General features: G+C 60.8%; 20 protein-coding genes and 2 rRNA genes (1 of these 22 running past the window's edge). 11 read left to right on the top strand and 11 right to left on the bottom strand.

Annotated features, from left to right (window positions below; genetic code table 11):
• The 3 genes from ACFWHB_RS17360 to ACFWHB_RS17350 form a co-directional block, all read left to right on the top strand.
• Positions 1-1,725, top strand: a 23S ribosomal RNA gene (locus ACFWHB_RS17360); it begins 1,165 nt to the left of the window's first position.
• Between the two features lie 122 nt (positions 1,726-1,847).
• Positions 1,848-1,962 (top strand): 5S ribosomal RNA (gene rrf / locus ACFWHB_RS17355).
• Between the two features lie 286 nt (positions 1,963-2,248).
• Positions 2,249-2,881 (top strand): LysE family translocator, encoded by a 633-nt coding sequence (locus ACFWHB_RS17350; protein ID WP_289987670.1) that lies wholly within the window; start codon positions 2,249-2,251, stop codon positions 2,879-2,881.
• A 99-nt stretch (positions 2,882-2,980) separates the two neighbouring features.
• Here ACFWHB_RS17350 and fis read toward each other — a convergent pair whose 3' ends face one another.
• Both fis and dusB read right to left on the bottom strand, forming a co-directional pair.
• The gene (gene fis, locus ACFWHB_RS17345; protein WP_005309538.1) at positions 2,981-3,277 is read right to left on the bottom strand and encodes a DNA-binding transcriptional regulator Fis; all 297 of its coding nucleotides are present in this window, start codon (positions 3,275-3,277) and stop codon (positions 2,981-2,983) included.
• A gap of 25 nt (positions 3,278-3,302) precedes the next feature.
• Positions 3,303-4,268 (bottom strand): tRNA dihydrouridine synthase DusB, encoded by a 966-nt coding sequence (gene dusB / locus ACFWHB_RS17340; RefSeq protein WP_111911924.1) that lies wholly within the window; start codon positions 4,266-4,268, stop codon positions 3,303-3,305.
• 292 nt (positions 4,269-4,560) lie between these two features.
• Between dusB and ACFWHB_RS17335 the strand changes: the two genes are divergently transcribed.
• Genes ACFWHB_RS17335 through ACFWHB_RS17320 form a run of 4 tightly spaced genes read left to right on the top strand, consistent with a single transcriptional unit; the run spans position 4,561 to position 9,306 of the window.
• Positions 4,561-5,967 (top strand): TolC family protein, encoded by a 1,407-nt coding sequence (locus ACFWHB_RS17335; protein WP_163150096.1) that lies wholly within the window; start codon positions 4,561-4,563, stop codon positions 5,965-5,967.
• Entirely contained in the window at positions 5,964-6,968 is a 1,005-nt protein-coding gene (locus ACFWHB_RS17330) for an HlyD family secretion protein (RefSeq protein ID WP_289981936.1), read from the top strand. The genes ACFWHB_RS17335 and ACFWHB_RS17330 overlap by 4 nt, the downstream gene beginning before the upstream one ends.
• Positions 6,968-8,110 (top strand): ABC transporter permease, encoded by a 1,143-nt coding sequence (locus ACFWHB_RS17325; RefSeq protein WP_395948934.1) that lies wholly within the window; start codon positions 6,968-6,970, stop codon positions 8,108-8,110. The genes ACFWHB_RS17330 and ACFWHB_RS17325 overlap by 1 nt, the downstream gene beginning before the upstream one ends.
• A complete protein-coding gene (locus ACFWHB_RS17320; protein ID WP_395948933.1) occupies positions 8,107-9,306 on the top strand; it encodes an ABC transporter permease in 1,200 nt (399 codons plus the stop codon). The genes ACFWHB_RS17325 and ACFWHB_RS17320 overlap by 4 nt, the downstream gene beginning before the upstream one ends.
• A 78-nt stretch (positions 9,307-9,384) precedes the next feature.
• Here the strand turns inward: ACFWHB_RS17320 and ACFWHB_RS17315 are convergent, their stop codons facing one another.
• From ACFWHB_RS17315 to ACFWHB_RS17305, 3 genes are all read right to left on the bottom strand, one after another.
• Positions 9,385-10,020, bottom strand: coding sequence for an SDR family oxidoreductase (locus ACFWHB_RS17315; RefSeq protein WP_395948932.1), 636 nt, complete (start codon positions 10,018-10,020; stop codon positions 9,385-9,387).
• 127 nt (positions 10,021-10,147) lie between these two features.
• Positions 10,148-11,002, bottom strand: coding sequence for a DnaA ATPase domain-containing protein (locus tag ACFWHB_RS17310; RefSeq protein WP_042649085.1), 855 nt, complete (start codon positions 11,000-11,002; stop codon positions 10,148-10,150).
• Between the two features lie 66 nt (positions 11,003-11,068).
• Complete coding sequence (locus ACFWHB_RS17305; protein WP_042649095.1) at positions 11,069-11,743, bottom strand: DnaT-like ssDNA-binding domain-containing protein; 675 nt, start codon at positions 11,741-11,743, stop codon at positions 11,069-11,071.
• Between the two features lie 313 nt (positions 11,744-12,056).
• On the opposite strand from ACFWHB_RS17305, the gene ACFWHB_RS17300 reads away from it, so the two are divergent.
• Positions 12,057-13,028 (top strand): response regulator, encoded by a 972-nt coding sequence (locus tag ACFWHB_RS17300; protein ID WP_395948931.1) that lies wholly within the window; start codon positions 12,057-12,059, stop codon positions 13,026-13,028.
• Between the two features lie 70 nt (positions 13,029-13,098).
• Here ACFWHB_RS17300 and ACFWHB_RS17295 read toward each other — a convergent pair whose 3' ends face one another.
• The 3 genes from ACFWHB_RS17295 to ACFWHB_RS17285 all read right to left on the bottom strand — a co-directional run bounded on the left by ACFWHB_RS17295 (position 13,099) and on the right by ACFWHB_RS17285 (position 16,035).
• Positions 13,099-14,496, bottom strand: a complete 1,398-nt coding sequence (locus ACFWHB_RS17295) for a peptide MFS transporter (RefSeq protein WP_106884859.1) — start codon at positions 14,494-14,496, stop codon at positions 13,099-13,101.
• A gap of 213 nt (positions 14,497-14,709) precedes the next feature.
• On the bottom strand, positions 14,710-15,621 hold the full coding sequence (gene galU / locus ACFWHB_RS17290) for a UTP--glucose-1-phosphate uridylyltransferase GalU (RefSeq protein WP_106884858.1): 912 nt from the start codon (positions 15,619-15,621) through the stop codon (positions 14,710-14,712).
• A 93-nt stretch (positions 15,622-15,714) separates the two neighbouring features.
• Positions 15,715-16,035 (bottom strand): ComEA family DNA-binding protein, encoded by a 321-nt coding sequence (locus tag ACFWHB_RS17285; RefSeq protein WP_163150075.1) that lies wholly within the window; start codon positions 16,033-16,035, stop codon positions 15,715-15,717.
• A gap of 165 nt (positions 16,036-16,200) precedes the next feature.
• Here ACFWHB_RS17285 and cysQ point away from each other — a divergent pair, with 165 nt between their 5' ends.
• Entirely contained in the window at positions 16,201-16,956 is a 756-nt protein-coding gene (gene cysQ / locus ACFWHB_RS17280) for a 3'(2'),5'-bisphosphate nucleotidase CysQ (RefSeq protein WP_395948930.1), read from the top strand.
• Between the two features lie 89 nt (positions 16,957-17,045).
• On the opposite strand, the gene ACFWHB_RS17275 is transcribed toward cysQ, so the two are convergent.
• The 3 genes from ACFWHB_RS17275 to ACFWHB_RS17265 form a co-directional block, all read right to left on the bottom strand.
• The gene (locus tag ACFWHB_RS17275; RefSeq protein WP_139745320.1) at positions 17,046-17,342 is read right to left on the bottom strand and encodes a YciI family protein; all 297 of its coding nucleotides are present in this window, start codon (positions 17,340-17,342) and stop codon (positions 17,046-17,048) included.
• Between the two features lie 24 nt (positions 17,343-17,366).
• Complete coding sequence (locus ACFWHB_RS17270) at positions 17,367-17,918, bottom strand: septation protein A (RefSeq protein WP_025325884.1); 552 nt, start codon at positions 17,916-17,918, stop codon at positions 17,367-17,369.
• 136 nt (positions 17,919-18,054) lie between these two features.
• Positions 18,055-19,587: an aminotransferase class V-fold PLP-dependent enzyme gene (locus ACFWHB_RS17265; protein WP_395948929.1), complete on the bottom strand. Its 1,533-nt coding sequence runs from the start codon at positions 19,585-19,587 to the stop codon at positions 18,055-18,057.
• Between the two features lie 234 nt (positions 19,588-19,821).
• On the opposite strand from ACFWHB_RS17265, the gene ACFWHB_RS17260 reads away from it, so the two are divergent.
• Complete coding sequence (locus ACFWHB_RS17260) at positions 19,822-20,457, top strand: PAQR family membrane homeostasis protein TrhA (RefSeq protein WP_234570406.1); 636 nt, start codon at positions 19,822-19,824, stop codon at positions 20,455-20,457.
• 117 nt (positions 20,458-20,574) lie between these two features.
• Positions 20,575-22,236 carry a putative transporter gene (locus ACFWHB_RS17255; RefSeq protein WP_106884853.1) on the top strand — a complete coding sequence of 554 codons (1,662 nt, stop codon included), beginning with the start codon at positions 20,575-20,577 and terminating at the stop codon, positions 22,234-22,236.
• Positions 22,237-22,302: the final 66 nt, after the last annotated feature.

Here is a 22,302-nt window from a genome sequence, read left to right as displayed (position 1 = left end):
TGTGAGTGGTAGGGGAGCGTTCTGTAAGTCTGCGAAGGTGTGTCGAGAGGCATGCTGGAGATATCAGAAGTGCGAATGCTGACGTAAGTAACGATAAAGGGGGTGAAAAGCCTCCTCGCCGGAAGACCAAGGGTTCCTGTCCAACGTTAATCGGGGCAGGGTGAGTCGACCCCTAAGGTGAGGCCGAAAGGCGTAATCGATGGGAAGCAGGTTAATATTCCTGCACGACTTGTAATTGCGATGGGGGGACGGAGAAGGCTAGGTGGGCCAGGCGACGGTTGTCCTGGTGAAAGTGCGTAGGTGGTGTTTCTAGGCAAATCCGGAGACACAACACTGAGACACGAGACGAAGCCACTACGGTGGTGAAGCCATTGATGCCCTGCTTCCAGGAAAAGCCTCTAAGCTTCAGATTACAAGTCATCGTACCCCAAACCGACACAGGTGGTCGGGTAGAGAATACCAAGGCGCTTGAGAGAACTCGGGTGAAGGAACTAGGCAAAATAGAACCGTAACTTCGGGAGAAGGTTCGCTCTTGACAGTGAAGTCCCTTGCGGATGGAGCAGTTGGGAGTCGCAGTGACCAGATGGCTGGGACTGTTTATCAAAAACACAGCACTCTGCAAACACGAAAGTGGACGTATAGGGTGTGACACCTGCCCGGTGCCGGAAGGTTAATTGATGGGGTTAGCGCAAGCGAAGCTCTTGATCGAAGCCCCGGTAAACGGCGGCCGTAACTATAACGGTCCTAAGGTAGCGAAATTCCTTGTCGGGTAAGTTCCGACCTGCACGAATGGTGTAACCATGGCCATGCTGTCTCCACCCGAGACTCAGTGAAATCGAATTCGCCGTGAAGATGCGGTGTACCCGCGGCTAGACGGAAAGACCCCGTGAACCTTTACTACAGCTTGGCACTGAACATTGAACCTACATGTGTAGGATAGGTGGGAGGCTTTGAAGGCGTGACGCCAGTTGCGCTGGAGCCGTCCTTGAAATACCACCCTTGTATGTTTGATGTTCTAACGCAGGGCCCTGAATCGGGCTCGCGGACAGTGCCTGGTGGGTAGTTTGACTGGGGCGGTCTCCTCCCAAAGAGTAACGGAGGAGCACGAAGGTTGGCTAATCCTGGTCGGACATCAGGAGGTTAGTGCAATGGCATAAGCCAGCTTAACTGCGAGACGGACAGGTCGAGCAGGTACGAAAGTAGGTCATAGTGATCCGGTGGTTCTGAATGGAAGGGCCATCGCTCAACGGATAAAAGGTACTCCGGGGATAACAGGCTGATACCGCCCAAGAGTTCATATCGACGGCGGTGTTTGGCACCTCGATGTCGGCTCATCACATCCTGGGGCTGAAGTCGGTCCCAAGGGTATGGCTGTTCGCCATTTAAAGTGGTACGCGAGCTGGGTTCAGAACGTCGTGAGACAGTTCGGTCCCTATCTGCCGTGGGCGTTGGATGATTGAAGGGAGTTGCTCCTAGTACGAGAGGACCGGAGTGAACGAACCTCTGGTGTTCGGGTTGTCACGCCAGTGGCACTGCCCGGTAGCTAAGTTCGGAATCGATAACCGCTGAAAGCATCTAAGCGGGAAGCGAGCCCTGAGATGAGTCATCCCTGACCCCTTGAGGGTCCTAAAGGGCCGTTGGAGACCACAACGTTGATAGGTGGGGTGTGTAAGCGCGGCGACGTGTTGAGCTAACCCATACTAATTACCCGTGAGGCTTAACCATACAACACCCAAGAAGTGTTCTGGGCCTTGTAGCAAGTGTATGAACTACTAACTAATTCAGTGATAGTGATGAAGCCACGAGCGACATCATTACTCACGTCAGCTTTCTAGATTAAGAATTTGCCTGGCGGCCATAGCGCCGTGGAACCACCTGATCCCATGCCGAACTCAGAAGTGAAACGCGGTAGCGCCGATGGTAGTGTGGCATTCGCCATGCGAGAGTAGGACACTGCCAGGCACCCAATTAGAAGAAACCCCGCTCATCGAGCGGGGTTTTTTTATTGCCTGATATTCAGAGCTTCAGCACTGATTTTCTTATGGATCAGAGACGTTCAGGCCATCTGCCTCAATAAATGGCCCGTTGTTTAGCCACTTGATTACCTTTCGACCCTTCTACTCTCTCGCCCACCAACCCTGATAGCCCCTGGCTATGCCTCCTGCTTATGCCCACTATTGCCGTAATGGGGAGTGACAAGGCGGGCTGGATCCATAGACTGTGAGTTTCATCTGCAAGGGAGCTGTGTATGTTGGGGATCCACGATCTGGCGTTGTTTGTCGTATCCGGGCTGTTGCTGAACATGATGCCAGGGCCGGACTCTCTGCTCATCATGCTGCGCAGTGGCTCGCAAGGCTGGCGAGCGGGTTCGGTGGCCGCACTGGGCATAGGAGCGGGCACCATGGTGCATGTGCTGGCTGCGGCGCTGGGGCTGTCGGCTCTGCTGAGTACCTCGGCCGAGCTGTTTACCGTCATCAAGTTGATGGGGGCACTCTATCTGGTCTATCTGGGGATTTCCCTGCTCAGGCAAGGCGCCACGACCACTGCGACGACCGAGCCCCCGGTGATGCTGCCAGCGCTCTCCTACGGGCGGATCTTTCGGCAAGGCTTGCTGACCAATGTACTCAATCCCAAGGTTGCGCTCTTCTTCCTCGCCTTCGTACCGCAATTCATCGATCCGGTGGCGCCACAGAAGGCGCTGGCCTTCATCGTGCTGGGCTGCATCTTCAACCTCAACGGCATGATCTGGTGCCACCTGCTGGCCTTCTCGACCGCCTATGCGAGCCACAGGGTGCGGCTGCCTGCCCGGTTGGGGCGCTGGCTCAACCGCTTGATGGGAGGCCTGTTTGTCGGCCTTGGCCTCAAGCTGGCGACGGAGTGATGTTCGGCCATTGCAGGCATTGCAAAAGCCGGCTATAGAAAAAGGCGTATCCCATCGCTGGGATACGCCTTTATCTGCACTGCAGCAGGATGACTGAAATCAGTTCATGCCGTAGCGCTTGAGTTTCTTGCGCAGGGTGCCACGGTTGATGCCCATCATCACGGCGGCGCGAGTCTGGTTACCACGGGTGTACTGCATGATCACGTCCAGCATGGGGGCTTCGACTTCGGAGAGAACCATATCGTACAGATCAATCACTTCCTGACCGTTCAACTGGGCCAGGTAGTTACGCAGGGCCTGTTGCACAGAGTCACGCAGGGGGCGCTGGGTCGGCTCGGCAGCGTGATTGTGAGTAGTTGTTACCAATGCATCAGAAGTCAGGGTTTGTTCGAACATATTCGGTCGGCTCTTTAGTTATGCGTTAACCTAATCCATCGAAATACATTTCAAGCGCGTTCAACTGTGCGTCTGCACAATCCAGGGCATTGAAGTGCTTACGGAATTCTCGGCCCGTCTCTTCTTCATCCAGATACCAGCCCACGTGTTTACGGGCAATGCGCGCTCCCAGATATGCACCGTAAAACTGATGCAGATTGGTAACATGCTCGTTCATCAGGGTGCGAACCTCTTCCCTGTCGGGAGGCGGCAGCTTGGTGCCCGTCTCAAGAAAATGACGGATTTCCCGGAAAATCCAGGGTCGTCCTTGCGCAGCACGGCCGATCATCACGGCGTCGACGCCGGTATAGTCGAGGACATACCGGGCCTTCTCCGGGCTGTCTATGTCACCATTGGCGACAACAGGAATCGATACGGCCTGCTTAATCGCCCTGATAGTGTCGTACTCCGCTTCGCCCTTGTAGAGGCAGGAGCGGGTACGACCATGCACGGCAAGGGCCGCGATACCGCAATCTTCGGCGATTCGGGCGATCTCCTCGCCATTGCGGTTATCCGGATCCCATCCTGTGCGGATCTTCAAGGTGACAGGTACCTCTACTGCATTCACCACGGCCTGGCAGATGGATCTGACCAGATCGGGTTGGCGCAGCAGGGCGGAGCCTGCCAACTTTTTATTCACTTTTTTTGCCGGACATCCCATGTTGATGTCGACGATCTGAGCGCCCTGCTCCACGTTGTAGCGGGCAGCAAACGCCATCATCTCGGGGTCGGCTCCGGCAATCTGGACCGATCGCAGTCCGGTTTCGGCAGAGTGGCCCATTCTCATCCTGGTTTTCTGGGTATCCCAGACATCCGGGTTGGCCAGCAGCATCTCGGAAACGGCCATGCCTGCTCCCAAACGTAAACAAAGTTCACGAAATGGTCGGTCTGTTACACCGGCCATGGGGGCCACGATCAAGGGAGTTTCAAGCGTGTGGGGACCTATCTGCATTCCACGGTTACCATCGGCTTAGGGCGGCGTATATTACGCATTTTTTAGTCAGGAGAAAAGGTTAGTATTTGAGCGTCAGCCATTTTTTTCTGAAAAAAACGTCGCGCCAAGGCTTGCAAATTCAGGAGTGCTTGAAAATCAGACATATTGTCTGGGACCATGGTCAGGGTCAAATGAGTGAGGGACTCGGTGATTTGCCAGTCTCTTTCCGGCGCCTGTTTACGCTATGATAGCGAGCCTGAATCGAGCAAAGGCTCCACACAATTTTATTACAAACATAAATTGGGGATGTATGACGTCAAGGTTCATCAAATTGCTCTGCCCGGGCCTGCTGGGAGCCATGCTGGGCTCGGCGCAGGCGCAGACCGTCAGCTTCACCGAGGCCTGGAGCCGGGTCATCCAGCAAGATGACGGGCTGGCGGCGGAGCAGGCCGGGGTGGCGCGGGCAGAGCAGCTGCGCGAGGCGGCCAAGGGCATGTACCTGCCCAAGGTGGATGTGGGGGCCAGCTATACCCACCTCGATCAGCCGATGGAGCTGGACATGCTGGATCTGAACCCCATTGCCAATCATCCGGAATTTGGCAAGGTGCTGGGCCCCGTCATGCAGGCGCTCAACCTCAGTCCCAGCGACTTCGTCACCCCCCTCACCAAGCAGAACGTGGTCACCAGTTCGGTCAAGATGCTGTGGCCCCTGTTCACCGGTGGACGCATAGATGCGGCTCAGGACATCCGCCAGGCGCAGGTGAGCGAGGCGCAGCAGTTGCTGGTGCTCAAGCAGCAGTCCACCTTCGAGAGCCTCTCCCAGACTTACTTCGGCGTGGTGCTGGCGGCCCAGGTAGTGCAGACCAAGCAGGAAATAGAGCAGGGGTTGGCCCACCACCTGGATCATGCCAAAAAGCTCGAAGCCCAGGGCCAGATAGCCCGGGTCGAGCGACTCTCCGCCCAGTCGGCCTATGACAGGGCTCGCATCGATACCCAGAAGGCGCGGCGCAGCCTGGAGATAGCCCAGCTGGCGCTCGGCCACATGCTCAAGCTCAAGCAGGCGGAGCCCAATACCCGGCTCTTCATCAACGAGGGGATGCCACAGCTTACGCCCTTCGTGGAGGAGACCCTGGCGGTGCACCCTGGCCTCAAGCTGCTGGCGGCCAAGAAGGAGCAGGCCCAGGGCATGATCAAGCTGGAGAAGGGCAAATACGCCCCCGAGCTCTTCCTGTTCGGCAACTACAACCTCTATGAAGATGACTCCATCGTCTCCAAGACCACCCCGGACTGGCTGGTCGGGGTCGGGGTCAGCATGCCGCTGGTGAGCCGTGATGGCCGCTCCGAGACTGTGCAGGCGGCCAAGAGTGCCGAGCTGCAGGTCAATCTGCTGCAGGCCAAGACCCGCCAGGATTTGGAGTTGCTGGTCGAGAAGACCTGGCGCGAGGCGGCGCAGGGGCTGGAGGAGTATCACGCCCTCTCCTCGACCCAGGCCCTGGCCGAGGAGAACGTGCGGCTGCGGGACAAGGCGTTTGGTCAGGGGCTCTCCACCTCCCTGGATGTGGTGGATGCCCAGAGCCAGCTGGCCGGGGTCAAGACCCAGCGCGCCGCGGCAGCCTATCAATATGTGATCTCCCTGGCCCGCCTGCTGGCGCTCTCCGGTCAGATGAACAGTTTCAATCAATATCAGCATGCTCAGGCGACAGAGGTGAATTCATGAGTCATCCCCCCATCAAGAAGAAGATGAGCCAGGGCAAGCCTTGGTTGCTGCCACTTGCCCTGGTGCTGCTGGTCATCTGGTTGGGCTGGCGTTTCTGGCTGGCCTATCAGCCGGAGCCGGTGCGCCTGCAAGGGCAGATAGAGGCGCAGCAGTATTCGGTCTCCTCCAAGGTGGCGGGGCGCATCGACGAGGTGTTGGTGAAGAAGGGAGATCAACTGGCCAAGGGTCAGCTGGCGTTCACCCTGGCGAGCCCCGAAATCGAGGCCAAGCTGAGCCAGGCCAAGGCCGGTCAGGCGGCCGCTGGCGCCATGGCGCAGGAGGCCGAGAAGGGGGCGCGGGCCCAGCAGATAGCCGCAGCCAAGGATCAGTGGCAGCAAGCCAAGGCGGCCGCCCTGCTCCGTGGCAAGACCTATGAGCGTATCGCCAGCCTGCATAGGGACGGCGTCATGCCGCTGCAAAAGCGTGACGAGGCCTGGACGGCCTGGCAGGCGGCCAAATACAGCGAAGGCATGGCCTGGCAGCAATATCAGATGACCCTCGAAGGGGCGCGGGAGGAGACCAAGATCGCGGCGCGGGAGCAGGCCAAGATGGCGGCAGGCGGGGTGGCCGAGGTCGAGGCCTATCTTGCCGACACTCGCATCGCCAGTCCGCACGAGGGGGAGGTCGCCCAGGTGCTGCTGCGCAGCGGCGAGCTGGCGCCCCAGGGCTTCCCCGTGGTGACTCTGCTCGACATGAAGGATGCCTGGGCCCAGTTCCATATCCGCGAGGATCTGCTGCCCCGTTTCCCTGTCGGCACCGAGTTTGATGCCCGCATCCCGGGCCTTGGCGATCAGACGGTGCGCTTCAAGGTGGCCCATGTGGCCGCGATGGGGGATTTCGCCACCTGGCGAGCCACAGACACCCGTCAGGGGTTTGACATGAAGAGCTTCCAGGTGGAGGCGCGCCCCTTGCAACCGGTTGAAGGGTTGCGGGTTGGCATGAGCGTGCTGGTCGAACTCTGATGGGACGCGAATGGCGGCTGCTGTGGCAAGACCCCTTCAGCCGGGCCCTGACCAGCTGGATCCCGCTGCTGCTGATCGGGCTCTTGTGCTGGATCTTCTCGGCGGGGCTGGCGCGGGATCTCAAGGTGGGTCTGGTGGATCTGGACAGGAGCTCGCTCTCCCGCCAGCTCGCCTTCTCGCTGGATGCCTCCGCCGGGCTTAAGATAGCGCAGCAGTTTGACACCATAGAGGAGGGCGCCAGGGCGCTGCGCGGGGGAGACATCTATGCCCTGGTGGTGATCCCCAACCACCTGGAGCGGGATGCCCGTGAGGGCACTCAGCCGCAGGTGACTGTGTTCAACAACGGCCAGTTCATCCTGATCGCCAAGCTGGTCAACGCGGCCCTGGCCCAGGTGGTCGGCACCCTCAACGGCCAGGTGGGCGTGCTCGCGGCCATGGCCGACGGCAAGGCGCTTCCCGGGGCGCTGGGGCAATCGGTGCCCATCGCCAGCCAGGTGACGGCGCTCTACAACATCAATTCCAGCTACGCCCAGTTTCTGCTGAGCGCCCTGCTGCCCGCGGTGTGGCAGATCCTGGTGGTGCTCTATGGCCTCAACGCCCTGGCCCGCACCGATCGACTCGGTCTGGACTGGACCACCAGAGGGGTCTGGTTCGGCCTCTGGCGCACCTTGCTGCCCCATGTGCTCATCGGGTGGGGGTGGGGGCTGGCGTGGAGTCTGCTGCTGTTCAAGGGGCTGGGTTATCCCATGCAGGGGAGCTGGCTGGTGTTGACGCTGGGGTTGGGGTTGGCCTCGGCCGCCTGCGTCAGCATGGGGGCCTTCTTCTACGGCGTCATCCGGGATCCGGCCCGTGCGCTCTCCCTGGCGGGAGCCTACACGGCGCCGGGCTTCGCCTTCATGGGGGTGACCTTCCCGGTCAGCGCCATGGGGGATGTAGCCCAGTTCTGGCGCAGCCTCTTGCCCATCTCCCACTATGTCGAGCTGCAGATAGGCCAGACCAACTACGGCCAGCCGCTGACGGCGGCCCTGCCCCAGTTCGGCGCCCTGCTGCTGTTCCTGCTGCCGCTGCTGCTGGTTGTGCGGCGCTATCAACCTCAGGCCCATGCGGCCCGCCAACTGGCCACCAAGGAGCCTGAATCATGATGGGTTTCTGGGATCTGGTGCGCCTCGAGTTGCGCACCCTGCTGGCGGACCGCGCCATCATGCTGACCCTGTTTGGCGGCGTCTTCTTCTACTCCTTCCTCTATCCGCAACCCTATCTGCATCAGTTGCCTCGCGAGGAGGCTGTGGTGGTGGTCAACGATGATGGCAGCCAGCTCTCCCGTCAGCTGGAGTTCATGGCCGACGCGACGCCCCAGGTGAAACTGGTGGCTCGGGTCGACAGCCTGACACAGGCCCGTCAGTGGCTGCTGACCGGCAAGGCCAGCGGCATACTGCACATTCCCCGTCACTTCTACCGGGATCTGATGCTGGGCAAGAGCGTTACCCTGGGTTACGCCGGGGACGCTTCTTACTTCCTGGTCTACGGCACCATAGCCGAAGGGCTGGCCCAGGCGGGTGGCACCCTGGCCGCTCAGGTTAAGGTGGCCCGGCTGCTGAGCCAGGGCGAGGCGCTGCCCCAGGCCGCCATGGGCTGGAATGCGGTCGGGCTCAACGTGGTGCCTGTGTTCAACCCCACCATGGGTTATGTGAACTACGTGGTGCCGGCTGTCTTCGTGCTGATCCTGCACCAGGTGCTGCTGATGGGCACCGGCATTTTGGGGGCGACCCAGAACCAGCGAAGCGGGCGAGGGGAGCAGGGCTATTGGCAGCAGGTGCCCGTGCTGGCGTTGCTGCTGGCCCGCACTCTGGTGGTAGGGGGGCTGTTTGTGCTGCCGGTGACCTACTTCTTCGGCTTCTGCTTCGACTACTACGGCATAGCCCGCACCGCCGAGCCGGCCGCCTTGTGGCTGTTCACCCTGCCCTTCCTGCTAGCCACCACCTGGCTTGGGGTGGTGCTGGGGGCCTTGTTTACCCGTCGCGACCTGCCGACCCAGGTAGTGCTCATCTCCTCGTTGCCGCTAGTCTTCCTCGCGGGCTTCATCTGGCCGCTGGAGCTCATTCCGACCCCTCTCAACTGGCTGGCCCAGTGGGTGCCGAGCACGCCGGCCATAGAGGGGTTCCTGCGCCTCAACCAGATGGGGGCCGAGTTTGCTCAGGTCTCCCACTACTGGTGGCAGCTATGGGGGCTGGCACTGCTTCATGGCGCCCTCGCCTGCCTGCTGCTGCGCTGGCGTCAACAGTCGCTGCCGGTTGCCAGCCAGGTGGCGAGTGTCACGGACGCCAGCCAAGCGAGATAACGCGGCGGCGACAGAGTGTGAAACGGTCAGCCCAGGGGCTGACCGTTTTTTTATGTGGTGGATTGGGTCTTGGATGGGTCAGGCGCGATGGAGCTCGGGATCGCCGATGGCGTAGATCTGCCCCAGCGCAGCCTCATCGGCCAGCAGGCGCAGGCCATGGGCGGCCACGTCGGCGCGGCGCACCAGTCCATGCACCTCCTCACCCTGGCTCAGCTCGGCACGCCCGGTTGCCTCCCCATCCTGCAAGCCGGCCGGCCTGAGGATGGTCCAGCCGAGCGCGCTGGTCTGCAGCCAGCTCTCCGCCAGGCTCTTCAAGCGCACCTCATGACCAAACGCCGCCCTGGCCCGCTCGGGCAGATACTGCCAGCTGTCGCCGCAGCCGAGGGACGTCACCAGCAGCAGGTGTATGAGCCCGGTCTGCTCCATGGCGTCGATGACGTTGCGATTGCCTTGATAATCCACGGGTTGTGGCTGACGGAAGCTGCCGAGGGTGGAGATGACCCGGGCAGTTGGACCCGCTTGCGCGCAGGCCTGCTGCACGGCGGCCGGGTCCAGCGCATCTCCTTCGATGACCTCGACCCCCAGGGTGCGCAGCTCGGCGGCCATCTCAGGTTGGCGAACCAGGGCCAGGACCCTGTGACCCTGGCGCAGGGCCTGATCGGTGAAGGCGCGGCCCAGCCCGCGGCTGGCTCCGAAGACAAGTGTGGTTGGCATGTGCTGCTCCCTGTGGCGAAAGGGTTAGCCTAAAGGGTTGGCACAGCGCTGTAAATGAGAGTTGTTTTTATTTGAGAGGAGGGAGAAATGCGGCGAGCCCGGGCAACTGGCCCGGGCTCGCACAGGGTCAACCGTTGTAGTGGCCTATGCTGGGGCGACGACTGGGGCCGCTCAGGTGGATATCCACAGGGTTGAACGCCTTGATCGCCTCGAAGCTGAAGTCACCTATGGCCTGATGCAGGCTCTGGGGACTGTGGTTGGTGATGATGATGACGCTTTTCGAGAGGTTGCGACGGCGGCGCAACAGGTGGCCGAGGAAGCTGGACTGGCTCTCCGCCATCTTGGCGCGGTTGGCCGCGACCTCGTCGATGATCAGCAGATCCACCTCTTCCAGGGCGCGGCGGTACTGATTGCGCTCCTCCTGATCCTGGATGACGTTGAAGAAGAGCCTGTCCACTATGGAGGCCCACTGCTGGAAGATCACAGATTTCTGGTGGCGCTCGATCAGCTCATGGGCCACGGCGCCCGCCAGGGTGGACTTGCCGGTGCCGTAGTCGCCGTAGATGAGCATGCAGCCACCGCCGCTCTTCTCCCAATGCTCGAAGCCGCTGATGAAGTAGCGGGCCGTCTCCATGGGGTATTGCAGCGCGGGGTCTCCGGCATCCATCTTCTCGAAGATCCAGTCCGGGTTGAGGTCGGCCTGGGCGATCAGCTTCTGGATCCGCTCCTGGCGCGCCGCCTTCTGCAGTTCGCGCACCTCGGCATTGGCCTTGGCGTCGTACTCCTTGCGCAGGGTCTCGTAGTCGTACTGGCCGCCACCGGTCTGGGCCTGCAGGCGACGAATGCGCTCGAGCAGGCCGCCCACGTGCTGGCTCAGCTCGGGATCGTGCACACGATGGTCCTGTTTGGCCTTGGCGATCCTCCGGCGCTTGGCCTCGATCTCCTCCAGCTCCTGGCGCAGCGGGTCGTGCGGATCTGTCATGGAATACTCCTTCTGCTGGGGCTGGGGTGGCAAGGGGTTAATAGTGCCTGCTGCGGGCATCCGGGATCAATCATTGTCCGGCTCCTGGGTCTGGGCCAGCCGCTTGGCGGCCTCGATCATCTCCTGGGCCCGCTTGCTCGGCCCCGAATCGACGGGGGCTGGGGTGATCTGCTGGTAACCGGCCACCTCGGTCGGCTGGCGCCTTGTGTATCGCCGGCTCTTGAGGGTCCGGATGAATTTGAGCATCCACTGATGCTGGGAGTCGAACACCTCGGGGCGGCCCAGCCAGTAGGCGATGAACTCCCCCAGATCCTCTTCGCTGTAGCTGGCATCGATCACCCCGCACAGGCGGGCGAGGGCGGGCAGCTCTTCATCCGGCCGCCACCGCAGATGCATCTGGAAGGGGCGCTCCGGTAGCGGGCTGCGCACCCGCTGGCTCAGCAGGGGCAGCTGGAAGGGGCACTGATGGTAGTGCTCACTGTCCGCCTGTGCCTCGACCTGCAACAATTCGGCTTCCATCAGCTCATCGAGCAACTCGGTGAGCTGGCGGGCATTGACCTGATAGCAGAACCCGCTGGGATTGCCCGGATCGACCACCGCCAGGGCGCGCCCGAGTTCGGGATAGTTGAGCCTGGGCAGCCGATTTTCCAGCACCAGCCGGCGCAGCTGCAGGGTATAGAGGCTGCGTGCCGGATGGGAGAGTCTGGGATGGGCGAGGGCGCTGTATTCGGCTGGCGTCATGGTCTGCTTCACGATCTGGAGTGGGGGGCATTATCCCTCATGGCGGGGTTGCATACAATTCACGGTGCCCATGGATGACAGCCTGATGATGCCGGGGCGTCCCTTCATCCAGTGTGGAATTGGGGTGCTGACCCTCCCGCTCGGCAAGGAAGAGGCATAAATTGCTGACAAAATAATCAGCCCATTTCAAATGCTTGGGTGGCCGACTGGCCATTTGAAGGGGCTGTCCGGCAATATTGGGTGGCGAGATGGCGCTCCCATGATCTAGGCTTAGTGCTCAAATAACCGTTTGACTAATAAGAGCTTTGTCAAGATGTCAAAAGCCGGACTACGGATCTTGGTGGTGGAAGATGAAGCGGTTTTTCGCCACTCTCTGGTCACTTATCTCGAGCATGATGGGGCCTGTGTCTTTCAGGCCGAAGATGGAATCGAAGGGCTCTCTGCAGCCGCACTCTATCACCCCGATATCGTGTTATGCGACCTGAACATGCCCAACATGGATGGGCATGAGGTGATCGCCTGCCTCACCGCCCGCTATCCTGAGGTGCCTGTCATCGTCATCTCGGGCCAGGATCAGATGGCCGCCATCGAGCGGGCGTTGCGGGCGGGGGCGAGCGACTTCTTCATCAAGCCGGTGGATGACTATGGCCAGATCCGGCGCAGCATAGATCAGTGCCTGACGAGCAACGCCCACCAGAGTCAGCAACTGGAGCTGATGGAGCACATCGACTTCTTCCGGGCTCACGATCTGGCGTCCAGCCGCCTGCTGGCCTGGCTGGCACCACCTGGCATGCAGGAGTGGGGGCCCTGGCAGGTGACGTTCGCCGGCATGGGCAATCTGTTCATTCCCGACACCTTCAAGCTGGGCGACAAGCTGCTGGTACTGGTGATGGAGCTGCCCATCCTGGGGGTGGATGCCGCCTTCTGCGGCGCCCTGGTACGCTCCTTGATGAACGCCCCCTATCGCCAATACCAGCAGCAGGAGAGCCAACTGCTGACCCAGCCCCACAGGTTGCTCGACTACCTCAATTTGCAATTGCTTGAGTCGGGTCTGCGCCACTCCTTTTCCATGGCGGCATTGCTGTTCGATCAGGAAGACGGATTGGTGTTTGCCAATGCGGGCCTCACTTCGCCCCACTGGCTGATGCGCTCGGGTGGCTTGCCACTCGGGCTGATGCGCAGCAGCCGCTATGGGTTGCACAAACGCAGCTGGCACGAACCCTTCGAACTGCAGTTTCGCAGTGACAACGGCAGTGCCCTGAAGATGCAGGTTCGTCATCACTGAGGCCGTGCTTTAGAGCCGAAACAAACAGGGCGCCCAATGGGCGCCCTGTTTGCTGTGCAGTCCGGACCGGTTAGACGGCGGCGGATTGCAGCTTCTTGTCGTGCTCGTCGGCCTCTTTGGCGGGGCCTTCGGCACCGTGCATCCAGTAGACCAGGCGGTTGGCCATGGTCAGCAGGATCAGGGCACTGATCACGGCGGCCAGGGCGATGCCACCGAAGATGGCGATCGGACCTGCTTCACCGACGAAGGAGCCGATGAAACCGGCCGCATAGTTGGCCAGGGCGACGAAGCCGAACCAGGCACCCATCATCAGGGAGGCCAGGCGCAGCGGAGCCAGCTTGGTCACCATGGAGAGGCCGATCGGGGAGAGGCAGAGCTCGCCCAGGGTGTGGAACAGGTAGGCACCGACCAGCCAGAACATGGAGGTCTTGACCGCCTGATCGCCGCCTTGCTCCAGCACGGCACCGATCATGAAGAGGAAGCCGACGGCCAGGAACAGCAGACCCATGGCGAATTTCACCGGGGAGTTTGGTTCCTTGCTGCCGAGCTTGATCCAGATGGCGGCCACGATCGGGGCGAGCGTGATGATGAAGAAGGGGTTCAGGGACTGGAACCAGGCGGTCGGCACTTCGAAGCTGCCGATCATGCGGTCGGTATATTCCTGTGCGTACAGGTTCATCAGACCACCGGCCTGCTCGAAACCGGCCCAGAAGATGATGGTGAACAGACCCAGCACCAGGATGACCTTGATGCGATCCACTTCCTGCTTGGTCAGCGGGGCTTTCTGCTCCTTGGAACGCTGCATGGCGGCGCGCTGGGCGGCCGGCACGCGGCCGATGTCGCCGAGGAAACGCTGGGCCATGGTGGCTTGTACCACCAGGGAGAGCAGCATGCCGATACCGGCGCTGACGAAGGCGGCTTGCCAGCCGTAGGCGGTGGCGGCGGCACCACAGATCACCCCTGCCAGCAGGGAGCCCAGGTTGATGCCCATGTAGAAGATGGTGAAGGCACCGTCACGACGGTGATCACCTTCCTGATACAGGTCGCCCACCATGGTGGAGATGTTCGGTTTGAACAGACCGTTACCCAGGATCAGCAAGCCAAGGCCCGCGTAGAAGACGGTGTTGACCATGTCCGGGAACATGGCGTGGGGCAGGGCCAGGGTAAACTGACCCGCGGCCATGAAGATGGCACCGATCAGGATGGCGCGGCGTTGACCGAGGAAGGTATCGGCCAGCCAGCCCCCGATGATCGGAGTGATGTAGACCAGACCGGTATAGATGCCGTACAGCTTGAGGGCGTCGGCCTGGGTCCAGCCCATGCCGCCGTTGGCCGTCATGTCAGTCAGATAGAGGACGAGCACGGCACGCATGCCGTAGTAGGAGAATCTCTCCCAGAGTTCAGTACTAAAGAGCAAAAAGAGCCCTTTAGGGTGACCTAAAAAGGTCCCTTTGGACGGGTTATTCATTGGAACTTCCACCTGTGTCTTATATTTTTTTAGAAATTTTATGCAAGGGCTAGGAACAAGCCATATTCCTTATAAAACAAGCAGGATTGAATTACAACGAGAGCTTTTGACGATATTTTATCTATCAATGGTTGAATTTTTGTTTATAAAATGAAAATGGGCATCGAATGATGCCCAGTCTTTTATTCTGTGTATTGTGTGAATTTTCAGCAATTACAACTGTTTGACGAACTGCTTGAGCCAGGCGGTAAATTCGCTGTCCATCTCCCGATGGCGTACCGCGTATTCCACGTTGGCCTTCATGTAACCCAGCTTGCTGCCGCAATCGTGGCTGCGACCCTTCATGAAGTAGGCATTGACCTGTTCGTGTTCCATCAGCATAGCGATGGCATCGGTCAGCTGGATCTCGTCGCCCGCCCCGGCCGGGGTCTTCTCCAGCAAGGGCCAGATGTTGGCGGAGAGCACATAGCGGCCGACCACGGCCAGGTTGGAAGGCGCCTCGTCGCGCGGCGGCTTCTCGACGATGGCCTGCATCGGCAGTGACATGCCGGCGCTCAGGGCCTCGCCCTTGATATCGGCGATGCCGTATTTGTCTACTTCGCTCTCGGGGACGGCTTCCACCATGATCTGGCTGATCTGATCCGCCTCGAACATATGCACCATCTCGGCCAGGTTGTCCTGCTTGAGATCGCTGGCCACCTCGTCGATCAGCACGTCAGGCAGCAGCACGGCGAAAGGCTGATCCCCGATCAGCGGGCGGGCGCACAGCACCGCATGACCCAGGCCCTTGGCCTCACCCTGGCGCACGTGCATTATGGTGACGTCTTTCGGGCAGATATGCTGCACCTCTTCCAGTAGTTGGCGCTTGACTCGCTTCTCCAGGGTCGCTTCCAGCTCGAAGCTCTTGTCGAAATGGTTCTCGATGGAGTTCTTGCTGGAGTGGGTCACCAGGATGATCTCCTTGATACCGGCGGCGATGGCCTCACGCACCACATACTGGATCAGCGGCTTGTCGACCACAGGCAACATCTCTTTGGGGATGGCCTTGGTGGCGGGCAGCATGCGGGTACCCAGACCGGCAACGGGGAGGACGGCCTTGCGAACAACGAGGGGTGTCTTTTTCATGGAATGAGTCCGAGGATACAAAGTGCGTTCATGATACTCCAAGACAAATAGGGCAGCCACAGGCCGCCCTCGGATGACAGGGATTCAAACCGGTTACTTGACGATAATCATGTCCCGGTTCGCATCCAGGGTGGCGGGCCCTATGCCGCTAACCTCTTCCAACTGATCCACCGAGGTGAACTTGCCCTGCTTCTCGCGGTAATCGACGATGGCTTGCGCCTTCTTCTCGCCAACGCCCTTTAGCGCCGCGAGTTCATCGGCACTGGCGGTGTTCAGGTTGATCTTGCCGGCCTCCTTGGTGCTGGTGATGGTCGTAGCGGGCTTGGCGACCGGCTTGTCGGCGGCGAGCGCAGGCTGGCTCAGCAGGGGCAGGCAACCCAGCAGCAGGGCGGCGATCAGTGTTTTTCGGTTCATGGTGTCATGTCCTTATGTAGTGTCAATTGACTATTGATAATTAGCCGAGCTGCGCCACTTTTTGTCTGTCATTTTTGACACTTTATAAGTCAGTGCAAACGGCTATAAGCCAGACAGGTCCGAAATAGGTACACTGGCTAACCATTTGAGCGAGATGTCTTTTCTATGTTCTTACCCGCCATTTCCGAGCTGGAACCCATAGCCCGCGCCGCCGGTGACGCCATCCTGGCCATCTACCGTCAACCCTTTGCGGTGGAGTACAAGCAGGACGAGAGTCCACTCACCGCAGCCGATCAGGGGGCGCACGAGGTGATAGTGCAGGCGCTGGCCCGCTTGACACCGGATATCCCTGTGCTGTCGGAAGAGTCGGACGCCGAGACGATGCAGGCGCGGCGCGGCTGGTCCCGCTACTGGCTGGTGGATCCGTTGGATGGCACCAAGGAATTCGTCTCCCGCAACGGCGAGTTCACCGTGAACATTGCGCTGATCGAGGATGGCAGGCCGGTCTGGGGACTGGTTTATGCCCCTGTGCTGGACAGGCTCTGGTATGGCGGCAAGGGGATAGGAGCCTGGCGTGTTGCCGATGGCACGCATAAAGCCATTCAGACCCGCCCCCATGAAGCAGGGCAAGCGTGGCTCGTGGTGGGCAGTCGCAACCACCTGTCGCAGGAGACCCTCGACTATCTGGCACCTTTTGGCGAGATCGAGCTGGTCTCCATGGGCAGCTCCCTCAAGTTCTGCATCATTGCCGAAGGGGGCGCCGAGCTCTATCCGCGCCTCGCCCCCACCTGCGAGTGGGATACGGCAGCGGCGCAGGCTGTGCTGGAAGGGGCGGGTGGGTCAGTAACCCAGCTCGATGGCACTGCGCTTGCCTACAACAAGCCGAACATCCTCAACCCCTGGTTTGTGGCGCGGGCCTGATTGTCGCCGCCAAGGCGTGCAGATGTAAAAAGGCCGGACAGTGTCCGGCCTTTTGCATTCTCGCGCTCAATGATGCCAATCGACCCGCTTCAGAACACCTTCTTGAACGGCTTGATGGTCACCTTGGCATAGACGCCTGCCGCCACATAAGGATCCGCATCGGCCCAGGCCTTGGCGTCGGCCTGGCTGGAAAATTCGGCGATGACTGTACTGCCGGTGAAACCCGCATCGGCCGGATCCTCGGCATCGATGGCTGGATTGGGGCCGGCCGTCAGCAGGCGCCCCTCATCCTGCAGCGCCTGCAGACGGGCGAGGTGAGCGGGGCGAGCCAGCTTGCGCTGGGGCAGGCTGCCGGCGACATCTTCGGAGTAGATGAGATACCACATGAGAGGATCCTTTTCTGGTTGCGGTTATTTTTTCTGTTCTGCTTTCTGCTCGGCCGGCATGTGGCGATAGAGGTAGACGCCGCTCAGCAGGGTGAACACCAGCGTCATGCCCAGCAGGCCGAAGACCTTGAAGTTGACCCACATCTCCTGGGAGAGGTTGAAGGCCACATAGAGGTTGAGCAAACCGCAGAGGGCGAAGAAACCGACCCAGCCGAGGTTGACGTTGTCCCAGACGCGGTCGGGAGCTTGCAGCTCCTTGGCCAGCATCTGCTTGATGAGATTCTTGCCAAAGCCGTAGCGGCTGATGAGCAGGGCCAGGGCAAAGAGTGCATTGATCACGGTCACTTTCCACTTGATGAAGGTATCGTCGTGGAAGAAGACGGTGAGGCCGCCGAAGAAACCGACCAGCAGGAAGGTAAACAGCTGCATCTTCTCGACCTTGCGATAGCGCACCCAGCTGTAGAGCAGCTGAAGGCCGGTGACGACCACCAGGGCGCCGGTGGCGGTGTAGATGTCGTAAAACTTGTAGACCGCGAAGAAGACGATCAGGGGAATAAATTCAATAAACTGCTTCATGCTGGGCTCTAACCTCAAAATTTCACTCAGTGTACCTGCCCGTTAGGCAACGGCAAATGAATAAGACCGTTCATTTAGTATGCAGTTCCCCGCTGCGGGGTCGCCATCCCTGGGGGTAAGGATGGCACTTGCTGCCCTATGCCACAGATCCTGGTTGCTCTGCCTGGTCGAATAGCTGGCTGGCAATCAGGCTGCCGAGCCGCAGCTGGTCATCCAGCAAGCCGCGGATATGGCGCTCCTCGATGAGGGGATTGAGCAGGACGGCGCGCAGCAGGGTGAGCGGCTGTGTGCCGTAGCGACTCACCGCCCGCTGGGTGCGGGAGACGAAGCTGTGGCCCTCGGCGCGCTGGGCCTTTTGCAGCGCCACGTTGAAGGCGTTGATCTGCTCGTTGGCCGCCTCGTCCAGGGCCTTGCCCTGCAGATGGGGCGGAATGCAGCGATAGGAGAGCAGGTTCATCACGGGGGCCGACATCAGCTCAAAGGCGGGGTGGGCATCGATGAGCTCCGCCATCCGCCGTGCCCTGTCGTAATTGGCGTCGATAAGCTGGGCATAGCCCTGCTGGCCCAGCAGCTGGAAGGCGGCATCCAGATAGAGCGCGTTGGCGGGGCGGGTGCCCTCCAGGGTGAAGCGGCCCTGATCGAAGGAGCTGGCGCGAATGGCGTAGGGAGCCTCCCGCTTCACCGTCATCATGAGGTCCGGCTGGCGGCAGAGCAGCATGCCGGTGCCGAGCGGTACCAGCAGCTGCTTGTGGCCATCCAGGGTCACGGTATCGGCCTGCGCTATGCCGTCCAGCAGGCCCTGATAGCGGGGGGAGAACAGGGTCGGGCCACCCCAGGCGGCATCCACGTGAAAGTGGATCTGCTCGCGTCGGGCGATGGCCGCGAGCTCGGGCAGGGGATCTATTGAACCGAAGTCCGTGCTGCCGGCGACCCCCACCAGGGCCAGCACCTTGAGCTTCTGCTCCCGGCATTGAACCAGTGCGCGCTCGAGGGCCGAGAGGCAGAGCCGGTTGTCGGCATCCGTCTCGAGGCGCCAGACGCGGCCAGCCCCCAGCCCCAACAGATCCATCCCCTTGTCGAAGGAGTAGTGCATCAGCCTGGACCCCAGGATCACTGCGCCACGGTAGCCCTGCTCGTAGAGGGAAAACAGATCGTCGCCACAGGCTCGGTTGCGGGCCAGCCAGAGTGCGGTGACGTTGGCTATGGTGCCACCGCTGGTCATGACGCCGAGGGCCGCATCCTTGGCATGCATCTGCGCCTCGTAAAAGCCGTCGTTCTCCCGATAGACGAGGCGGTGCAGCTTGGCCAGCACCTCCCGCTCCAGAAAGCTGAGCAGGCGGGAGGACTCCATCTTCATTGGATTCTGGTTGAGCATCACCAGCAGCCGGGAGAGCTCGGCGGTGAAGGCCGGCAAGGGCGCCGTCATGTGCCCCATGTAGTGGGGCGAGGTGAGATGGGAGGCGCCGGGTACCAGGGCGGCGAGACGCGCGAGGTACTCTGTCGTGCTTATGCCGCTGGCGGGCATGGACGACTGATCGAGCTGGTGGACGAAACTGTCGCGCTGATAGGGGGCCTGACTGTCATCCGAGTGATGGAAGGTCTCCAGCAGGGCCGTCATGGCCTGGCCGAAGTCAGGATCCGGTTGTGTAAACAGTTCAGTCAGCTTCATCAGGTTCTCCAGACCAGCCTGTCGGGCAGAAAGTACCGGGCGCGCGCCGTGCCGGACAGACACGGCCATCTGCGCGGGTGGCGTCGGCCGCAGAGCATACACCAAAGGGGCGGGGGGAACAGCCACCTCCTGACGCCGAGGCTCCCCCTGGGCAGACCCTGTTTATTTTGAGCTAACACTTGTAGCCTGAAACGTCGGCCGCTAGAGTGGATCGGATCTTGGCTGGAGGTAGTGATGACGGATGTGACGGGGTATTCCCCACGGGAAGAGTGGGCCAATCGTCTCAGCCACGGGCTGGGGCTGCTGCTGGGGATCATCGGCCTTATCCTGCTGCTGCACAAGGGTTGGGATCAGGGGCCCCAGGCGTTGCTGAGCTACGGCCTCTACGGCTCCAGCCTGGTGCTGCTCTATCTCGCCTCGACCCTCTACCACAGCATGGGCTCGGCGGTGGCCAGACGCCGGTGCAAGCTGCTTGATCACTGCGCCATCTACCTGCTGATCGCCGGCACCTACACCCCCTTCCTGCTGGTGGCGCTCGATACCCCGCTGGCGCAGGGCTTGATGGTGGTGATCTGGGGGCTGGCCCTGGCCGGGGTGGTATTCAAGCTCTTGTTCATCAATCGCTTCAAGCGCTTGTCTCTGTTCACCTATCTGATGCTGGGCTGGTTGTCCCTGGTGGTCGTTTATCAGCTCTACCTCCATCTGGATGGCACCGGGCTCCTGCTGCTGGGGCTTGGCGGGCTCATCTACAGCCTGGGCACCATCTTCTACATGGCCAGGCAGATCCCTTACAACCACGCCATCTGGCATCTGTTCGTGCTGGGGGGGAGCCTCTGTCACTTTGTGGCCATCTATGGCTATGTCGCCTGACTAGCCCTTAATTGGTATTTTTGCACCCATCAAAGCCTGAATTCGTGCGGCATCCCACAGTTGCCCCCTTCGTTTGCTGACAAGCTAGTGCCAGTTCAGCTTGGAAAGGATGCAAAAATGAGTGAGATCGCGCTTTCCATCAGCATGTTGTCGCTGGTGGCGGTGCTGGGACTCTGGCTGGGAAACTGGCGAGTCTATGGCGTTGGTTTGGGAATTGGCGGTGTGCTGTTCGGCGGCATCATAGTGGGTCATTTTGCCGGGCTATCCGGCCTGAAGCTGGATGAGCAAACACTTCATTTTATTCAAGAATTTGGTCTGATCCTGTTCGTCTACACCATAGGCATCCAGGTCGGTCCCGGCTTCTTCTCTTCCCTGCGCAGCTCGGGGCTCAAGCTCAATGGCTTCGCCGCCCTGCTGGTGCTGCTCGGCTGCGTGGTGGCCGCGGCGCTGCACCAGCTGTTTGACGTGCCGCTGCCGGTGATCCTCGGGGTCTTCTCCGGTGCCGTGACCAACACCCCTTCGCTGGGGGCGGGTCAGCAGATCCTGGCCGAGCTTGGGGCGGATCCGGGCTCCACCGGCCTGATGGGGATGGGCTATGCGGTGGCCTACCCGTTCGGGATCTGCGGCATCCTGCTCACCATGTGGCTCATTCGCATGTTCTTTCACGTCAAGATCGACGAAGAAGCAGCCGCGTTCGAGCAACAGGCGGGTAAGACCAAGGAGAGCCTGCAAACCATCAATATCGCGGTGCGTAACCCCAACATGCACGGCTTGATGCTTGGCGAGATCCCGAGCCTGGACGAGGCCGATGTCATCTGTTCCCGCCTCAAGCGGGGTGACGAACTGATGGTGCCCAAGCCCGACTCTCGCATCGAGCTCGGCGATCTGCTGCACCTGGTGGGGGAGCGCCACGCCCTGCACAAGGTGCTGCTGGTGCTCGGTGAGGAGGTGGATACCTCCCTCTCTACCCGGGGCACGGATCTGCGGGTCGAGCGGGTGGTGGTCACCAATGAGCAGGTGCTCGGCAAGCGGATCCGGGATCTCGACATCAAGCAGAAATACGATGTGGTCATCTCGCGCCTCAACCGGGCCGGCATCGAGCTGGTCCCGACCAGCCAGACCAGCCTGCAGTTTGGCGACATCCTGAACCTGGTGGGGCGGCTCGATGCCATCGAAGCCGTGACCAGCGTGGTCGGCAACGTCCAGCAAAAACTGCAGCAGGTGCAGATGCTGCCGGTCTTCATCGGCATTGGATTGGGTGTATTGCTCGGCTCCATTCCCTTCTATCTGCCGGGATTCCCGGCGGCCCTCAAGCTGGGTCTGGCGGGCGGCCCCCTGGTGGTGGCCCTCATACTGTCGCGCATCGGCAGCATCGGCAAGCTCTACTGGTTCATGCCTCCGAGCGCCAACCTGGCGCTGCGGGAGATAGGCATAGTGCTATTCCTGGCTGTGGTGGGGTTCAAGTCAGGGGCCGGCTTCATCGACACCCTGATCAACGGGGATGGTCCCGCCTGGATGATGTACGGCGTGGCGATCACCCTTATACCGCTGCTGGTGGTCGGGGTGCTGGCGCGCCACTATGGCAAGGTCAATTACCTCACCCTGTGCGGCCTGCTGGCCGGCTCCATGACGGATCCTCCCGCCCTGGCCTTCGCCAACGGCATGCACCCCACCAGTGGCGCCAGCGCCCTGTCATACGCGACCGTCTACCCCCTGGTGATGTTCCTGCGGATCATCTCTCCCCAACTGCTGGCCATCCTGCTCTGGGCCGGGGCCTGAATCGACGTGAAATGGGAGCCAATAAGGCTCCCATCTTCGTTCTGTCATTTTTGATGCTATTGATTT

The organism is Aeromonas mytilicola subsp. aquatica, from assembly GCF_044336385.1.
GTDB lineage: Bacteria > Pseudomonadota > Gammaproteobacteria > Enterobacterales > Aeromonadaceae > Aeromonas > Aeromonas rivipollensis.
Note: the sequence above shows the minus strand (reverse complement) of the source record. Positions and strands in the feature narration are given on the sequence as shown.

What these genes read in the sequence shown, in the direction of transcription:
- ACFWHB_RS17260 (WP_234570406.1), top strand. Translation starts at nt 19,822, where the DNA reads ATGACGGATGTGACGGGGTATTCCCCACGGGAAGAGTGGGCCAATCGT.
- ACFWHB_RS17330 (WP_289981936.1), top strand. Translation starts at nt 5,964, where the DNA reads ATGAGTCATCCCCCCATCAAGAAGAAGATGAGCCAGGGCAAGCCTTGG.
- ACFWHB_RS17270 (WP_025325884.1), bottom strand. Translation starts at nt 17,918, where the DNA reads ATGAAGCAGTTTATTGAATTTATTCCCCTGATCGTCTTCTTCGCGGTC.
- dusB (WP_111911924.1), bottom strand. Translation starts at nt 4,268, where the DNA reads ATGCAGATAGGTCCCCACACGCTTGAAACTCCCTTGATCGTGGCCCCC.
- cysQ (WP_395948930.1), top strand. Translation starts at nt 16,201, where the DNA reads ATGTTCTTACCCGCCATTTCCGAGCTGGAACCCATAGCCCGCGCCGCC.
- ACFWHB_RS17275 (WP_139745320.1), bottom strand. Translation starts at nt 17,342, where the DNA reads ATGTGGTATCTCATCTACTCCGAAGATGTCGCCGGCAGCCTGCCCCAG.
- ACFWHB_RS17305 (WP_042649095.1), bottom strand. Translation starts at nt 11,743, where the DNA reads ATGACGCCAGCCGAATACAGCGCCCTCGCCCATCCCAGACTCTCCCAT.
- ACFWHB_RS17255 (WP_106884853.1), top strand. Translation starts at nt 20,575, where the DNA reads ATGAGTGAGATCGCGCTTTCCATCAGCATGTTGTCGCTGGTGGCGGTG.
- ACFWHB_RS17300 (WP_395948931.1), top strand. Translation starts at nt 12,057, where the DNA reads ATGTCAAAAGCCGGACTACGGATCTTGGTGGTGGAAGATGAAGCGGTT.
- fis (WP_005309538.1), bottom strand. Translation starts at nt 3,277, where the DNA reads ATGTTCGAACAAACCCTGACTTCTGATGCATTGGTAACAACTACTCAC.
- ACFWHB_RS17285 (WP_163150075.1), bottom strand. Translation starts at nt 16,035, where the DNA reads ATGAACCGAAAAACACTGATCGCCGCCCTGCTGCTGGGTTGCCTGCCC.
- galU (WP_106884858.1), bottom strand. Translation starts at nt 15,621, where the DNA reads ATGAAAAAGACACCCCTCGTTGTTCGCAAGGCCGTCCTCCCCGTTGCC.
- ACFWHB_RS17350 (WP_289987670.1), top strand. Translation starts at nt 2,249, where the DNA reads ATGTTGGGGATCCACGATCTGGCGTTGTTTGTCGTATCCGGGCTGTTG.
- ACFWHB_RS17265 (WP_395948929.1), bottom strand. Translation starts at nt 19,587, where the DNA reads ATGAAGCTGACTGAACTGTTTACACAACCGGATCCTGACTTCGGCCAG.
- ACFWHB_RS17315 (WP_395948932.1), bottom strand. Translation starts at nt 10,020, where the DNA reads ATGCCAACCACACTTGTCTTCGGAGCCAGCCGCGGGCTGGGCCGCGCC.
- ACFWHB_RS17295 (WP_106884859.1), bottom strand. Translation starts at nt 14,496, where the DNA reads ATGAATAACCCGTCCAAAGGGACCTTTTTAGGTCACCCTAAAGGGCTC.
- ACFWHB_RS17320 (WP_395948933.1), top strand. Translation starts at nt 8,107, where the DNA reads ATGATGGGTTTCTGGGATCTGGTGCGCCTCGAGTTGCGCACCCTGCTG.
- ACFWHB_RS17335 (WP_163150096.1), top strand. Translation starts at nt 4,561, where the DNA reads ATGACGTCAAGGTTCATCAAATTGCTCTGCCCGGGCCTGCTGGGAGCC.
- ACFWHB_RS17310 (WP_042649085.1), bottom strand. Translation starts at nt 11,002, where the DNA reads ATGACAGATCCGCACGACCCGCTGCGCCAGGAGCTGGAGGAGATCGAG.
- ACFWHB_RS17325 (WP_395948934.1), top strand. Translation starts at nt 6,968, where the DNA reads ATGGGACGCGAATGGCGGCTGCTGTGGCAAGACCCCTTCAGCCGGGCC.